This is a genomic window from Pseudomonas sp. GW821-FHT01E05 (genome assembly GCF_059422425.1).
In genome coordinates this window covers 14,102-28,935 of sequence record NZ_JBWKWW010000005.1, presented here as the reverse complement: position 1 = coordinate 28,935, position 14,834 = coordinate 14,102, and the positions used below count along the sequence as shown (strand labels likewise).

At 57.1% G+C, this 14,834-nt stretch carries 15 protein-coding genes and 1 pseudogene; 5 read left to right on the top strand and 11 right to left on the bottom strand.

The annotated features are described in order from the left end of the window. The first annotated feature begins 97 nt into the window (after positions 1-97). Positions 98-589: a GNAT family N-acetyltransferase gene (locus AC07W5_RS11975; RefSeq protein WP_494995278.1), complete on the top strand. Its 492-nt coding sequence runs from the start codon at positions 98-100 to the stop codon at positions 587-589. A gap of 157 nt (positions 590-746) precedes the next feature. Here the strand turns inward: AC07W5_RS11975 and AC07W5_RS11970 are convergent, their stop codons facing one another. Next, positions 747-968: a hypothetical protein gene (locus tag AC07W5_RS11970; protein ID WP_495023438.1), complete on the bottom strand. Its 222-nt coding sequence runs from the start codon at positions 966-968 to the stop codon at positions 747-749. Between the two features lie 356 nt (positions 969-1,324). Between AC07W5_RS11970 and gnd the strand changes: the two genes are divergently transcribed. Then, the gene (gnd, locus tag AC07W5_RS11965) at positions 1,325-2,305 is read left to right on the top strand and encodes a phosphogluconate dehydrogenase (NAD(+)-dependent, decarboxylating) (RefSeq protein WP_494995280.1); all 981 of its coding nucleotides are present in this window, start codon (positions 1,325-1,327) and stop codon (positions 2,303-2,305) included. Beyond that, entirely contained in the window at positions 2,302-3,822 is a 1,521-nt protein-coding gene (gene zwf / locus AC07W5_RS11960) for a glucose-6-phosphate dehydrogenase (protein WP_495010888.1), read from the top strand. The genes gnd and zwf overlap by 4 nt, the downstream gene beginning before the upstream one ends. 127 nt (positions 3,823-3,949) lie before the next feature. On the opposite strand, the gene nhaB is transcribed toward zwf, so the two are convergent. Next, the gene (gene nhaB, locus AC07W5_RS11955; RefSeq protein ID WP_495023437.1) at positions 3,950-5,452 is read right to left on the bottom strand and encodes a sodium/proton antiporter NhaB; all 1,503 of its coding nucleotides are present in this window, start codon (positions 5,450-5,452) and stop codon (positions 3,950-3,952) included. A 391-nt stretch (positions 5,453-5,843) separates the two neighbouring features. On the opposite strand from nhaB, the pseudogene AC07W5_RS11950 reads away from it, so the two are divergent. Then, a pseudogene (locus tag AC07W5_RS11950) lies at positions 5,844-5,996 on the top strand (aldehyde dehydrogenase family protein); the annotation flags it as partial. A gap of 151 nt (positions 5,997-6,147) precedes the next feature. Here AC07W5_RS11950 and AC07W5_RS11945 read toward each other — a convergent pair. Continuing rightward, positions 6,148-6,414, bottom strand: coding sequence for a hypothetical protein (locus AC07W5_RS11945; RefSeq protein ID WP_494995283.1), 267 nt, complete (start codon positions 6,412-6,414; stop codon positions 6,148-6,150). A 353-nt stretch (positions 6,415-6,767) separates the two neighbouring features. On the opposite strand from AC07W5_RS11945, the gene AC07W5_RS11940 reads away from it, so the two are divergent. Continuing rightward, positions 6,768-8,093: a sigma-54 dependent transcriptional regulator gene (locus AC07W5_RS11940; RefSeq protein WP_495023436.1), complete on the top strand. Its 1,326-nt coding sequence runs from the start codon at positions 6,768-6,770 to the stop codon at positions 8,091-8,093. A gap of 57 nt (positions 8,094-8,150) precedes the next feature. On the opposite strand, the gene fapF is transcribed toward AC07W5_RS11940, so the two are convergent. The 8 genes from fapF to pnuC form a co-directional block, all read right to left on the bottom strand. Next, entirely contained in the window at positions 8,151-9,431 is a 1,281-nt protein-coding gene (gene fapF, locus AC07W5_RS11935) for a fibril amyloid transporter FapF (protein ID WP_494995285.1), read from the bottom strand. A gap of 47 nt (positions 9,432-9,478) precedes the next feature. Further along, positions 9,479-10,219, bottom strand: coding sequence for a fibril amyloid subunit FapE (gene fapE / locus AC07W5_RS11930; protein ID WP_495023435.1), 741 nt, complete (start codon positions 10,217-10,219; stop codon positions 9,479-9,481). A gap of 33 nt (positions 10,220-10,252) precedes the next feature. Beyond that, complete coding sequence (fapD, locus tag AC07W5_RS11925) at positions 10,253-10,933, bottom strand: fibril amyloid maturation endopeptidase FapD (protein ID WP_495023434.1); 681 nt, start codon at positions 10,931-10,933, stop codon at positions 10,253-10,255. 69 nt (positions 10,934-11,002) lie between these two features. Continuing rightward, the gene (gene fapC / locus AC07W5_RS11920; RefSeq protein ID WP_495023433.1) at positions 11,003-12,103 is read right to left on the bottom strand and encodes an amyloid-like fimbrin subunit FapC; all 1,101 of its coding nucleotides are present in this window, start codon (positions 12,101-12,103) and stop codon (positions 11,003-11,005) included. Between the two features lie 52 nt (positions 12,104-12,155). Continuing rightward, complete coding sequence (gene fapB / locus AC07W5_RS11915; protein ID WP_495023432.1) at positions 12,156-12,728, bottom strand: fibril amyloid subunit FapB; 573 nt, start codon at positions 12,726-12,728, stop codon at positions 12,156-12,158. Position 12,729: 1 nt separating this feature from the next. Beyond that, a complete protein-coding gene (gene fapA, locus AC07W5_RS11910; protein WP_494995290.1) occupies positions 12,730-13,167 on the bottom strand; it encodes a functional amyloid chaperone FapA in 438 nt (145 codons plus the stop codon). A gap of 329 nt (positions 13,168-13,496) precedes the next feature. Beyond that, positions 13,497-14,021 (bottom strand): AAA family ATPase, encoded by a 525-nt coding sequence (locus AC07W5_RS11905; protein ID WP_495023431.1) that lies wholly within the window; start codon positions 14,019-14,021, stop codon positions 13,497-13,499. Continuing rightward, positions 14,018-14,581, bottom strand: a complete 564-nt coding sequence (gene pnuC, locus AC07W5_RS11900; protein ID WP_494995292.1) for a nicotinamide riboside transporter PnuC — start codon at positions 14,579-14,581, stop codon at positions 14,018-14,020. Before pnuC ends, AC07W5_RS11905 begins: the two co-directional genes overlap by 4 nt. Between the last annotated feature and the right edge of the window lie 253 nt (positions 14,582-14,834).

The following is a 14,834-nucleotide window of genomic DNA, read 5'->3' as shown; positions in this document are numbered from 1 at the left end:
GTCGGAACCGGCCCGGTCACGATAAGGTCCGTTGACCTTCTCCGTCGTCTGGAGACGCGTTGAGGGAGCGAACATCACTATGCGATCGAGGATGGAAATGGAATCCGCAGAAATTCTGGTACTACAAGCCAGCTATACCAACCCGGTGCATGCCGAAGCCATCAGCATTATCCTGAATCACTACGCCGAAGATCCCATGGGCGGCGGCGAGTCATTATCGGCCGATGTGTTGCACAATCTGCCCGGCGAACTGGCCAAGCGTCCCCATGCATTCAGTGTATTAGCATTCGTCGGTGGCGAGCCGGCCGGGTTGGTGAATTGTTTCGAAGGGTTTTCAACGTTCGCCTGCCGTCCATTGGTCAACGTTCATGACGTGTCGGTGGTGAAGAAATTTCGTGGGCGTGGCCTGAGCCAGAAAATGCTGAAAAAGGTCGAGGACATTGCCCGCCAGCGTGGCTGCTGCAAAATCACCCTGGAAGTCCTCGAGGGCAATGAGGTAGCTCAGGCGTCCTACGGTAAATTCGGTTTCGCCGCAGGGATGTTAGACCCGGCCCATGGCCGTATGTTGTTCTGGACCAAAGCCTTGTAACACCGTCGGGCACCAGGCGTGCATGAGTGGCTGCGCCGACCAGTAAGGCGGGCGTTACGAATGTTCCAGGCATAAAAAAGGCGTCCGGAAGGACGCCAAGGTTAATCTCTGCCAAAGGAGCGGTATTGCCAGAGTTCAGTAGATTGCTGCGTTGGGATCAGGCGCTGGGTTTTTGTTTCCTTACTGCCTGATCGTCATTGGCAGGTGCGGTTTTAACCGTGTCGGCAGACGCCGTGTTATCGGATTTGCCGTGGACTTCTTGCTGACTCAGATTGAAGTTGTCCCAATGCTGTCTGGATCGTTCGGCGCCCCCTTCGGCGAACACGGCGGCAGAACTAACGGCCATCAGGCCAGCGAGGATCAGAGTTGAAAGTTTCATGCTGTGTTTTCCATCAAGAATGTGTGGTGCCTGCTTCGTCCGTGATATGAGGTCATGGGCGCAGTGTGTGGCCATTCTATTAAGCGCAAGTTAACAGTTGCATGGGGCGAAGAAGTGGTTGTGATCCTCGTTGCGAGGGCGGGAAGCAGCCGGTGCCGTTTCTGATTTCTTTTTTTCTGCGAATGGAACTTTTTTATTTCTAATTGTCGTCTGTCTTCTTCGTAATGTCTCAGGTGATCCAGCGTATTGCTCCGCTTGAGAGGAAACTATGTCTGGACGCTTTCGACTAACCTTCATTAGCCTCATTGCGCTATAACTTTTAAAACATATTTATTTGTAGTAAGGAGCATCAGTACATGCAATTGGGGATTATCGGACTGGGCCGCATGGGCGGCAATATTGCGCGGCGACTGATGCTCAATGGGCATTGCACCGTGGTTTACGACCGCAACGCCGCATTTGTCACCGCCCTGAGCGAAGAGGGCGCAACCGGTGTTGCGGACTTGCCGGCGCTGGTCGCGGGCCTGGAAAAACCGCGAGCGGTCTGGGTAATGCTTCCAGCCGGTGGGCCGACCGAAGAAACCATCGAAACCTTGAGTCAATTGCTCGATGCTGGCGATGTGATCATCGACGGCGGCAACACCTTTTATAAGGACGACATCCGTCGCGCTCACACGCTGTCGGAAAAAGGCCTGCACTACATCGACGTCGGCACCTCCGGCGGCGTGTGGGGGCTGGAGCGCGGTTATTGCATGATGATTGGCGGCGATGCCGATGTGGTCAAACGTCTGGACCCGCTGTTCGACAGCCTGGCGCCGGGCCTGGGCAACATCCCGCGGACCAAGGATCGGGTGGCCGAGGATGATCGCGCCGAACGCGGTTACATCCACGCCGGCCCGGCGGGCTCCGGGCACTTCGTGAAAATGATTCACAACGGCATCGAATACGGAATGATGCAGGCGTTTGCCGAAGGTTTCGACATCCTCAAAACCAAAGCCTCGGAAAACCTGCCGCAAGATCAGCGCTTTGATCTGAACGTGGCCGACATCGCCGAAGTCTGGCGCCGTGGCAGCGTGGTTTCCTCCTGGCTGCTGGACCTGACCGCCGATGCGCTGGCCAGCGATCCGAAACTCGACGGTTATTCTGGCGCCGTGGCCGACAGCGGCGAGGGGCGCTGGACCATCGAGGCGGCCATGGAGCAATCGGTGCCAGTACCGGTCTTGTCCAACTCGTTGTTCGCGCGCTTCCGCTCCCGCCAGCAAAGTACCTATGGCGACAAATTACTGTCAGCCATGCGCTTCGGTTTTGGCGGCCATGTCGAGACACCCAAGAAATGACCTCGCGCCGAAAAAAATCCAAGGCTGAACCCGCGCCGGCGACCACGCTGTTTCTGTTCGGCGCCCATGGTGATCTGGTCAAGCGCCTGCTGATGCCGGCGCTGTACAACCTCAGTCGCGATGGTTTGCTGAGCGATGGCCTGCGTATCGTGGGCGTCGATCACAACGCGATCAGCGATGCGGACTTTGCCAAGAAGCTCGAAGATTTCATTCGTACCGAGGCGGCCAACAAAATCGGCAAAGGCGACGACGTCCTTGAACCAGCGTCGTGGTCCAGACTGGCCAAGGGCATCAGCTATGTCCAGGGCGATTTCCTCGACGACAGCACCTACGAGGCACTGGCGGCAAAAATCGCCGCCAGTGGCACCGGTAACGCAGTGTTTTACCTGGCGACGGCGCCGCGCTTTTTCAGTGAAGTGGTGCGTCGTCTCGGATCCTCCGGCCTGCTCGAAGAAGCGCCGGAGGCCTTCCGCCGGGTGGTGGTCGAAAAACCTTTCGGCTCCGACCTGCAAACCGCGCAAGAGCTGAACGCCTGTCTGCTCAAGGTCATGACGGAGAAGCAGATCTACCGGATTGACCATTACCTGGGTAAGGAAACGGTTCAGAACATCCTCGTCAGCCGGTTTTCCAACAGCCTGTTCGAGGCCTTCTGGAACAACCATTACATCGATCATGTGCAAATCACCGCGGCGGAAGCCGTCGGTGTCGAGACGCGCGGCAGCTTCTACGAACACACCGGCGCGCTGCGGGACATGGTGCCCAATCACCTGTTCCAGTTGTTGGCAATGGTCGCGATGGAACCACCGGCCGCTTTCGGTGCCGATGCGGTGCGTGGGGAAAAGGCCAAAGTCATCGGAGCGATTCGCCCTTGGTCCACCGAGGAGGCGCTGGCGAACTCGGTGCGCGGCCAGTATGCAGCGGGCGAACTTGGCGGCAAGCCGCTGCCCGGTTACCGCGATGAGCCCAAGGTAGCACCCGACAGCAACACCGAAACCTACGTCGCGCTCAAGGTCATGATCGATAACTGGCGCTGGGTCGGCGTGCCGTTCTACCTGCGTACAGGCAAACGCATGAGCGTGCGCCACACGGAAATCGCCATCTGCTTCAAACCCGCGCCGTACGCGCAGTTCCGCGATACCGAAGTTGATGAATTGCAACCGACCTATCTGCGGATCCAGATCCAGCCCAACGAAGGCATGTGGTTCGACTTGCTGGCCAAACGCCCCGGGCCGGCGCTGGCCATGGCCAACATCGAGCTGGGATTCGCCTACAAGGATTTCTTCGAGATGCAGCCGTCTACCGGCTACGAAACCTTGATCTATGACTGCCTGACCGGCGACCAGACGTTGTTCCAGCGTGCCGACAATATCGAGAATGGCTGGCGCGCCGTGCAGCCGTTCCTTGATGCCTGGAAGGAGGACTCCACCATTCAGACTTACCCGGCAGGTGAAGACGGCCCGGCGTCGGCAGAGCAATTGCTGGCCCGTGACGGACGCGCCTGGCACCGTCTCGGGTGACCGGCAGCAATGTCGAGGATGGCGCGGCAGGGGCCTTCGAGCGGTCTATCCTGCCGCGCTGAAGCCGGCTCTTCGTAGCAGTTGCCGAACGCAGCCTTCGGCAGCTGCTACGCGATTATCTTTCGGCTTACAGCCAGTAACTGACCGCAAACCAGCCCAGCACACCCATTACCACCGTATATGGCAGCGCCATCCATACCATTCGCCCGTACGATAAACGAATCAGCGGCGCAATCGCCGACGTCAGCAAAAACAAAAACGCTGCTTGCCCATTTGGCGTCGCCACGCTCGGCAGGTTAGTGCCGGTATTGATGGCGATGGCCAGGGTCTCGAAGTGTTCGCGACTCATATGGCCGGAAATGAACGCCTGTTTCACTTCTGTGATGTAAATCGTCGCCACGAACACGTTATCGCTGATGGCCGATAGCAGGCCGTTGGCGATAAACAGCATGCCCGGTTGTTGCTCGGGCGGCAGGGCCAGCACCCACTGAATCAATGGGGTGAACAGCTGTTGATCGTGGATCACCGCCACCACCGCGAAAAACACCACCAACAATGCGGTGAATGGCATTGCGTCCTTGAAGGCGTTGCCGATGCGGTGTTCTTCAGTGATGCCGGTGAACGAGGTGATCAGCACGATCACCATCAAGCCGATCAGGCCGACTTCGGCGATGTGAAACGCCAGCCCGGCGATCAGAATCAGTGCCGCCAGGCTCTGAACCAATAGCGCCGCGCGCTGACGGGAGGTGCGTTCGGCGTTGTCTTCAGCGGCATAGTTGGCCAGTACTGCGCGCACGTTATCCGGCAGCAAGGTGCCGTAACCGAACCAGCGCAACTTCTCCAACAGCACGCAAGTCACCAGGCCTGCCACCAGGACCGGCAGCGATACCGGGGCGATCTTCAGGAAGAACCCGGAAAAGTGCCAGCCCATCTCATGGCCGATCAGCAAGTTCTGTGGCTCGCCCACCAGCGTACAGACACCACCCAGGGCGGTGCCCACTGCGCCGTGCATCAGCAGGCTGCGCAGAAAGGCGCGGAACTGTTCAAGGTCTTTGTGGTGCAGCTTCGGCAGGTGTTTGTCGTCGCTGAACTCGCTGTCCTGGCGTGGATCATTGCCCGAGGCAACACGGTGATAGACCGAGTAAAACCCCACCGCGGCGCTGATGATCACTGCCGTTACCGTCAAGGCATCGAGAAACGCCGACAGAAACGCCGAGAGAAAGCAGAACATCAACCCCAGCAACGCCTTGGACCGAACCCCCAGCAGCAGGCGCGAGAACAGGAACAGCAATAGGTCTTTCATGAAATAAATGCCCGCCACCATGAACATCAGCAGCAGGATGACCGGGAAGTTATGCAGCAGTTCGTCATACAGTGCCTGAGGCGTGGTCATGCGCAGCAGCAGGGCTTCGACCATCAGCAATCCGCCGGGCATCAGCGGGTAGCACTTGAGTGCCATGGCCAGGGTAAAAATGAACTCCACCACCAGCAGCCAACCGGCAGCCACCGGGCCGACGGTCCAGAGCACCAGCGGGTTGAGGATCAGGAACGCGACAATGCCTGCCTTGTACCAGCGTGGTGAATGCCCGAGAAAATTGTGCGCGAACGCCTGGGCCATTGAACCGGACATCGGCAGCTCCTTGTAGTGAGAGGCGCGCAAGTTGCCGTAAGCGAAAGGGAAGATCAAGTGTGGGAAAAAGCCTTCAGGCCTGAGGATCGTTCCCACGCGCAGCAAAGGAATGCATCCCGTGACGCTCCTTGTCACCAAGGGGCGGACGCAGAGCGTCCAAGGCGGCATTCCCACGCGGAAGCGTGGGAACGATCTGCAGCCGTGGTTACTCCTCGCGTTTCACCACCAAGGTCAAAATGTCATAGCTGGCCACCAGTTCTCCCAGCTGATTGGTCACTTCCACATCCCAGGCCACCACGTTGAACTGATCAGCGGCACAACGGTGCCCAACGGTGAAGGTTTTTACGTTTCACCTACGCTAGTCATCAATCCCGACGACCGTCTCTCGCTGATTGAGGCCGGTACGGTATGGGTCAACAGCCACACGCTCATTGATGCGAACATGCCTTTTGGTGGTTTCAAACAGTCTGGAATCGGGCGAGATTTCGGCGCCGATTGGCTCGACGCGTTCACTGAAACCAAATCTGTTTGCATACGACATTGAAAATCGTAAACGGGAGGGAACCGGGGAACTTCAAGAAGCTGATATACCGCCAGATCGCTTTCAAGCATTAAAGCAAACGCGACGAAAGGCGGTATATCCAGAGTTGGGCGAGAGCATTGCGCGGATCACTGATAGTGATCCGTGAGCGTGCTTATTCCGGCATTGTCCAGGATTGCAGTTTATAACCTTCCTGGCTCAACTCAGCACGTACCTCTTCCAGCAGACTTTCCAGTTGCGCCGGGTCGGAATAGGCACTGCTCGGAATCTGTTTGCGGCCAATATGGGTGTTGGTCCGGTCGATAACGGTCAGGCTGAGTTCGCCATTACCGTCTTGCGGGGCCCAGGCAACGCATTGAAAAGGCTCGAATGCGTGGCCGGCAATCAAAAGTGCTTCGTTGATGCGGAGCGGGGCGTTCATGGGGTCTTCTCTCCTTGTGCCCAAACAAGTGATGTGCCGTCGGTTGGGCTTACCTTTCGGCTGGTTACTTGTACTGATGCCCGCAGAGTGGGGGCAGGTCACACACGATAACAAGTTTTTTAAACTTTTTTTATTCACAATGCTTAAACCGCGATTTTGAAAGCTGAATGAAAGGTTTTAATTAGTTAGGCAGCTAATAGCCTTCCCCCCTTATAACGAACTCGGAAGGATTCGGTCTTAGCCCTATAATCAATTGATACAAGAGGGCGTCAAAATATTGCTAATGTTACAACTGGTTCTGCCAAATGACTGTTTCTAATAACATTTCATAAATTTGGCGCCAAGGAACAGTCATGATCGAAGCGCCTGCCTTACGACGATTGCTAGTGGTCGATCCCTGTGATGATTGTCACCGTCTGCTGCCCGGATTGCGCTCGGTGGGTTGGGATGTAGACAGCTGTACGCTGGAATCGGCCTCTGACCGTTCCTGCGATGTCGGCCTGCTCCGGCTGCAGCCGTTTCACCTGGAGCGACAGGAGGCGGTCAAGGAATTGATCAGCCACAGCGGAACCGAATGGATCGCTGTGCTTAGCCAGGACGTTCTGCGTTTGCAGAATGTCGGTGATTTTGTCTGCGAATGGTTTTTTGACTTTCATACCTTGCCGTTCGATGTGTCCAGGGTTCAGGTAACCCTGGGGCGTGCATTCGGCATGGCACGGTTGCGCGGCCAAGGCTCGATTCATGTTTATAAGCTGGAACATGAATTGCTCGGTGACAGTCGGCCGATTCGCGAGTTGCGCAAACTGTTGAGCAAACTGGCGCCTACCGAATCGCCGGTTTTGATCCGCGGCGAGAGCGGCACCGGCAAGGAGTTGGTGGCTAGAACCTTGCACCGGCAGTCACAACGCCGCAGCAAGCCGTTTGTGGCGATCAATTGCGGTGCTATCCCTGAACATCTGATTCAGTCAGAACTCTTTGGTCATGAAAAGGGCGCTTTTACCGGCGCTCACCAGCGCAAGGTCGGACGGATCGAGGCGGCCCACGGCGGCACGCTGTTTCTCGACGAGATCGGCGACCTGCCGTTGGAGTTACAAGCCAATCTGCTGCGGTTTTTACAGGAAAAGCACATTGAGCGGGTCGGTGGCAGCCAGCCTATTCCGGTCGATGTACGGGTACTGGCAGCGACCCACGTCGATCTTGAATCCGCTATCGAGAAAAAGCGTTTTCGTGAAGATCTGTATTATCGGCTGAACGTTTTACAGGTCGTCACCGCGCCTTTACGCGAGCGCCATGGTGACCTGCCGAAGCTGGCCAACCATTTTTCCCACTTTTACAGCCAGGAAACCGGGCGGCGTCCGCGCAGTTTCAGTGAGGACGCGCTGATCGCCATGGGCAAACATGACTGGCCGGGCAATGTGCGTGAACTGGCCAACCGTGTTCGCCGGGGATTGGTCCTGGCCGAAGGGCGGCAAATCGAAGCCCGGGACTTGGGGTTACTCAGCCATCAGGCCATTGCAGCGCCCATGGGAACACTTGAGGACTACAAACACAGCGCCGAACGCCAGGCGCTGTGCGATGTGTTGAATCGCCACAGTGACAACTTGAGTATCGCGGCAAGAGTGCTCGGTATTTCGCGGCCTACCTTCTACCGCTTGTTGCACAAGCACCAGATACGCTGACGTTCAAGCTTCAAACGGCAAAGCCCGCCGAAGCGGGCTTTGCCGTTTGAGTGGCCGTTAGAAGTAGTACGGGAATTTCAGGCTGAAGGAGAAGGCCGGTGCGTCCTGGGTCAAGCCGATGGCGAGGTTGGGGACTATCGTCAGTTTGTCGGTTGCCGCCAGGGTCAGGCCGATGTTGAAGTTGGCAGCGTTGTAGTCGCTGTCCGGGATTGTTGACCAGCCCTGGCCGTCCGGTCTGACTTTGCTTTTGCGGGCGAATTGGTCGGAAAACGAAAACGACATACTCATCTTCTCGTTCAAGGCAAACGCAATGCCGGCGCCGACCTGCCAGTAATCGCCCAGTTTCACGTCTCCCGGGACCTTGGTATTTATAGTGGGGCTGATATCGCTGAATGAATCCTGCTTGTTGTAGGTATAGGCCAGGCTGCCGAAGAGCACGGCAGGGTCGTAGGTCTTGACCAGCGAGATACCCGGGGTAATCGACCAGACACCGTTGCCGGTAGGGAGTGACTGAGGTACCGACAAATTGTCGTTGTTCGGGTCATTGACCAGCTTGATTCCGTACGGATTTTTACCCGTCGGCGCCTTGACTCGCAGAGTGACGACCGCATCGGGCAGGTTGACCGATTCATCGAGGAACTTGTAGGCAATACCAAAGTTGACATCGCCTATGGTCGGATCGCGGGTAACGGTCGCCTCGGATGAGACCGGGGCTGCGCCTCCTGCACCACCAGAAGAGTACGTCGATTCGCGATAGACGACCGGGACGTTGACGTCGAATTGCCAGCGTTGCGCCAGGTTGTAGCGGGCTGTCAGGTCCAGGGTCCAGGTGTCGGCCTTGATCTTGTCGATGTTGATGTTGCCGAGAAAAATCGAGTCCAGTGCCAGAAAACCGTTTAGAACCAGCTGCCGGGTATCGTAGTGGGTGTAGGTCAGGCCGGTTTCGACACTGAACTTGCCCCCGCCGAAGAAACCGCTGGCTTCGTCGTAGAGGTTGGAAACGCTTTGTGCCGGTGCCGAATCTTCCTTGAGCGACTGCCCGTAGGAGCTGCCCGTGGTTCCAGGTGCACCGGTGGCCACCGCCTGACCACCTCTGGTCTGTTCGGCCGGGGATTTTGTCAGGCGTTTGGGGACAGGTGTTGCAGGTGTTTCTTCGACTTGCTTAACGCGCTGTTCAAGTACCATCAGCGCCTTCTGTTGTGCTTCGTAACGTGTTTTCAGCTCCGTGAGTTCTTGTTTTAGGGCTTCTACCTGGGGGTCCGGTGCTGCTTGCAACAATGTGGCCGGGACCAGGGTACTCAAACAAACGACTGCTTTTAACGAAAACGATCGGTGCATGGGTTAGCCGTCCCTTCTGACTACATTTTTATGAGACTGAGCGTAGATCAGTATCCCAGAGTGCGTAGGCCTTTCAGTTGGTCCAGACTGCAGTCCAGCGCCCCGGCTGTCGGCAGGTTGTTGCGCAGGACGACATTGAGGGACGTCAGGTTGTTCACCTGGTTTCTGCCGCCGAGCAAAGTCGCGTTCTGCATCAGGCCGCCCTGGGCAATACGTTGCATGGAACTGCCCTGATTGTTGTTGGCCTGGATGTTCAACTGCACGCCCGCGCCACTCGACGACATACTGAAGGTCCCGGCACCGTTGGCGCCGGTCAGGGTCGTGCCAGCGATCAGTGGCTGGCCCTGGGTTTGCATCTGTGGCACCTGGTTGCTTTCTCTGACGTTGATATCAACGTTGTTCCAGGCGCCGTTGTTGTCTCCGGCGGTGCGCACGACCTGGGTTACACCCTGGGTGCTGTTGAGGCCGCTGCCGCCGCTGACAATGCCGGCCCCTTGTAAGGGCGCCGAGCCATCACCTTTTTTGTCGATTATCGACACATAAAACTGTGGCTTGATGGTCGATTCTTGAATCTGCATCGAGGAGGTTGCCCCGATCACGTCACCGCTGGCATTTTGCCAGGTACTGGTCATGACAATCCCGAAGCTGATGATCCGGCCCGGCATGACATACCGGCCGCGAAGGGTCGCCAACTCCTGATCCTTGAGTTCAATCGGTTTGAACGCTTGTGCCTGGATCGGCAGGCTGGCGGCCAGGCAAACGACGGCCAGCCAGTATGGAGTCTTCATTGGATGCTCCCGGAGCTTCGTGCTCCCTTGCCATTAGAAGAAGTCGCTCCGGATGAATCCGAAATCCATCAACTCTGCGTCTTGCACCGGGCTGAAGGTGTTGATGCGGTTCTTGGCGGTCAGTGGCATAGGTGGTTCGCGCAAGACGTTGGTCTTGTCGTAGCCCTGGCCTATGACGGCGAAGATGATGCCGTTCCAGCCTTTGACAAAGTCGTCGAACTTGAAGCGTTTGTGACCGAGTACCGGATCACCGATATACACCCAGTCTTTCTCCGCTTTTTGCATGACCACGAAGTGCTTGTAGCCGCGGATGTCCATGAGCACGATGACCGGAATGGCGACACTGGTCAGACCTTCCGGCGATACCCGGTAACCACGGGCCCGCATGCCGATACTTTCCACATAATGCTTCATGTCGAGCATGGAGAAGCCCTGGACGCGGACCAGATCCTGGTCGGAGTGAGCCAGCATGCCTTCGATGATTTGTTCTTCATTCACGTCCAGCCAATAGGCCTGGCGCAATATGGTGGCCAGGGAAGCTGCGCCGCAACTGAAGTCGGTTTTCTGTTGGACCAGGTCGGCGAATTTGCGCTCACGTACGCTCTGGATCGGTTTGAAAACGACCGTTCCACCTGGCAAGACGGAAAGCGGCATTTGTCCTGCTTCGCTCAGGCCAGCCAGACAAAGCAGGAGCGCTAGGGCGAAAATACGCATGGTCGGATGCCTTCGTGTAGTAGTGAGAAAAGGCCCCCCGAAGGGGGCCTCCAGACCCTGGAAATTAGCTTACAGGCAAGTTTTGCAACCGGCTGCAATGGACAGAGAGTTGCTTTGTTGGTTGCCAACACCGGCAGCCACGTTGACGCCCAGGTTGCCACTGCCGCCATTAACCGAACCGTTCAAGGTAGCAGTGTTGGTCACAGGGTTTGCCCAGCCAGTTGGGGTCAGCACTTGCCAGGACACTGTGTTGCTCAATTCAAAAGAACTGCTCTCACTGAATTCGCGCGATTTGTCGAACGAATTGTCGACCTTTTCGTGGACCTTTTTGTCGAACGATTTTTCGACCGATGCGTCGACCTTTGCCTTGATCGATGCGTCGAAAGTTGCACTGCGGCGCTCGTGACGGCCATCATCCTTAGTAACGGTCTTGGCAGCGTCCACATCAATTTTCACATCAGCTTTCACAGCAACTTTCTTATCAACGTCCTTCTCAAAGCGCTTATCAACGTGCTTCTCAACGTGCAAGCTGGATGAATTACTGGAAGAGGAATGACCGCTGGATGAGTTGGTAGACGACAGCGTATCCTTGCGGAACGTCCGATCGGCTTTGTTATTCACTATCAGGCCAAGGCCTTGCTGATCGGCACTTGCGGTTGCGGTAGCGTGCTTACCGCCAGACACAGCGATCGCCATGGTGTTTTTCTGTTGGTTAAGGTCGCCGGCAGTCATGTTGATGCCCAGGTTGCCGCTGCCGCCGTTGGCCGAACCGCTCATAGTGGCGCTGTTTGTAGTGGAGAAGTTGTCGACCGAGTTACTGTCGCCGTTTTGCGTGACCTGAGCGGTTGCCAACGCTGAACCAAAGACAAACGAACCATCGCCGCTGGCAATGGCCGCAGCGTTGTCTTGTTGGTTGCCGTCGCCTGCTGCAACGTTGACGCCCACGTTACCGGAGGCGCCCGTGGCCGAGTTGTTCATCTCGGCTTTGTTTTTAGTCCCTTCATTGAGAATGTAGTTGCCAATGCTGGTTTGTGTATCCCAGGCTTTCGCGGTGCCGCCGGCGTTGGTGGTGTCTTTTGGATTTGGTTGTGGATCTGCAGCTTGTACAGCAACAGCCATGACCGCAGCAATTGCGAAAACCAGAGGCTTGATTGCCATCGAGGGTTTCATGGTGATTCTCCGTACTTTATTTTAGGTTAAGTGTTGTTCTTACCTGTTTGGGTCAATCCGCGACCCGTACGCTCAGGGTGTTGGCCGTTCGGTTTCCCACCCCGGCGCTCTGATTCAACTGGATCACCCCACGGCTACCGGTGAAGGCCTGGTCGCTGGTAGCGACCTGGCGATGGCCAGGAGTAAGATCAGTTGAATCGGAGTTGTTGAGCAGTGCCACGTTCTGTTGCATGAGGACGCTGTCGTCGATACTTTGCGGCGTAGCACTGATGCTTATCCGCAGGGCGTTGGCTTGCTGGTTGCTGGCGCCCGAGCTCTGGTTGACCCCCAGTACGCCATTGCCGTTACTGAAGGAGTTGCCTTTAATGGTTGACTGGGCATCGATCCTGGGATCGACATGAGTACGCAACCGTTGGCGAATCTGCGTGGTGGCGCTGGCGTCGGTGTCAATTGCGATGGCTCGGGCGTTGGCCTGTTGTTGCTGATCGCCGGCAGCCTGGTTGACCGAGAAGTTGCCCTGGTACTGACTGCCGGAGTTGTCGATGGAGGCAGTATCGATGGCAGGAGGTTGGGCAAAGGTCGGCGCACTGCAAAACATGGCCAGAATCAGCAGAGTGCGATTCATTTCAACGGTCTCCCGAGATCATTTTCAGACCGCCCAGGCCTTGCTGGATGGTTCCGTTGATCCTGTTGGCAATACCGTTGCCGGAACCTGGGGAATGTCCAGCGGACACGCCGGGCAGCTGTGTCTGATCGTTGATGTTGCCGCGCAGCGTGCCGGTGCCTTGAGCGATCATTCCGGTGATGCCTGCGCCGCTGCTGATGCTGGCAAAGTCGCCGTCCGTCAATTCGTTCGTTGCACTGATGACTTGCCTGGAGGGGTTGGCATTGGCGGTCAAGGGGTTAGGGTCGGGAACCAGGGGGGGGCGGGTCGCGGAACGCGGTTGGACCTCCCGCATCAGGACGATGACCCCATCACCGGCCTGGACGGGCAGACTGATACTCGAACCCAATGCACATCCGATCAGCAGGAGGCGAAAAATGCCTTTATCGATATTCCCCACGACGGCAATTCCTTCTTAAAGTGCGCTGGCCCTTCTCAGCGTTGCGAGGAAGAGAGCAGAAGGTGTGCCGCCTTTTATTTTTATAGTTAAAACAGTGGGTTGTGATTCTTTGTTGCAGGAGTCAAAATTTGTTGTAACGACGCTGAGACAGATGGCCGGGCATTGCGCCGTTTATCTGTCCGCCATTGCTCATCATGGACTGTGTAGATCGACTGTTTCCGTTGATTAACACTTTGCCCCCGGCGAGGCTTGAGCCGCTTCATTTGGCGGGTTTGTGGGGAGGAGGGTGTTTCAGGAATGGACATCTTGCCGGGCGGGGCGTGCTGAAGTCAGGCGCCCAGCAGCCGATTAACCGCCTCGAATGCATCGCGCCTGCGCTGTGCCCAGTCGCCACGCAGCATCTGGTAAGTCTGCTGGTGCCGGTCGAGCCAATCGCGACTGGCCTGGAAAAATGCCTGGCGATCGGCAAGATCCGGCTGACAGCGTTGACCGTCGTCAGTCCAGACGACCGCCTCCGGGCTGAGCAGCAGGTGCAGATCGTAGTGCCGCGCCAGCAAGGCTTCTTCGATCCAGGCCGGGCAGTCACCGAACAGCGCATGGCTCCAGAGCATGTTGCTCAGCAGGTGGGTGTCGAGGATCAACAGTGATGGTTGTCTGGCGCGAGCCCTGTCCTCCCACCGTAGCTGGCCAAGTGCAATCACCGAAATATCCTCGTAGCGGGTTTCGCGGGCCTCCTTTTCGATAAAGCGCCGCACGTACTCGCCCACCAGCAACCCGCCGAAACGGGCTTGCAACTCGGCGGCCAGCCAACTCTTGCCGCTGGATTCCGGGCCGCTCAAGACCAGTACTTTCATGCGCGCAACGCCGGAGCAGCGCGCCATTCCCGCCAGCCTTGCACGGCCAGCAGGGTAAACAGGCCATAGAGCGCGGCTGTCAGGTACAGGCCCTTGTAGACGAACAGACCAACGAAAATCACATCCACCGCAATCCACAGTGGCCAGCACTGCACGCGCTTCTGCGCCATCCACAGTTGTGCGACCAGGCTGAATCCGGTCAGCGCGGCGTCCAGCCATGGCTGAGCCGCATCCGTCCAGTAGGCCATGGCGGCCCCAAGCAGCAGACTGCCGACTGCACCGACAGCAAGGCCAAGCAGCATCGATGGAGTGTCCAGTTGACTGACTGGCCGTCCCTGCCGAGCCTCGCCCGCGCGAGTCCATTGCCACCAGCCATAGAGCTGCAACGCGGCATAGATCACTTGCAGGAGCATGTCCGAATACAGTTTCACCTCAAAGAAGATCCAGCTGTAGAGCAGCACCATGACCAGGCCGATCGGCCAGCACCAGGGGTTCTGTTTGACTGTCAGCCAGACGGCAATTACACCGAGCGCGGCGGCAAACAGTTCAAGCCCGGACATGCGGATTCCTTGGGGTAGTCGAAGAGGGGGGGCGATTGTAACCAGAGAGTGGCCTGACGCGTTAATCAGCGTGATCGGGGTATTTGCGCAAAGATCGGAGCCTTGCTCAACGGCCCGGGCCACATCAATGGCCGCATTGAGCACCCGCTTTTGATAACCCGTCACGGCGTATTCTTTTTCTTGTCATAAATGCCCGCCAGCATCCCGGAATGCTTTGGGAGCCAACGTTACCCAAGTGTACTAAGGCTACAGC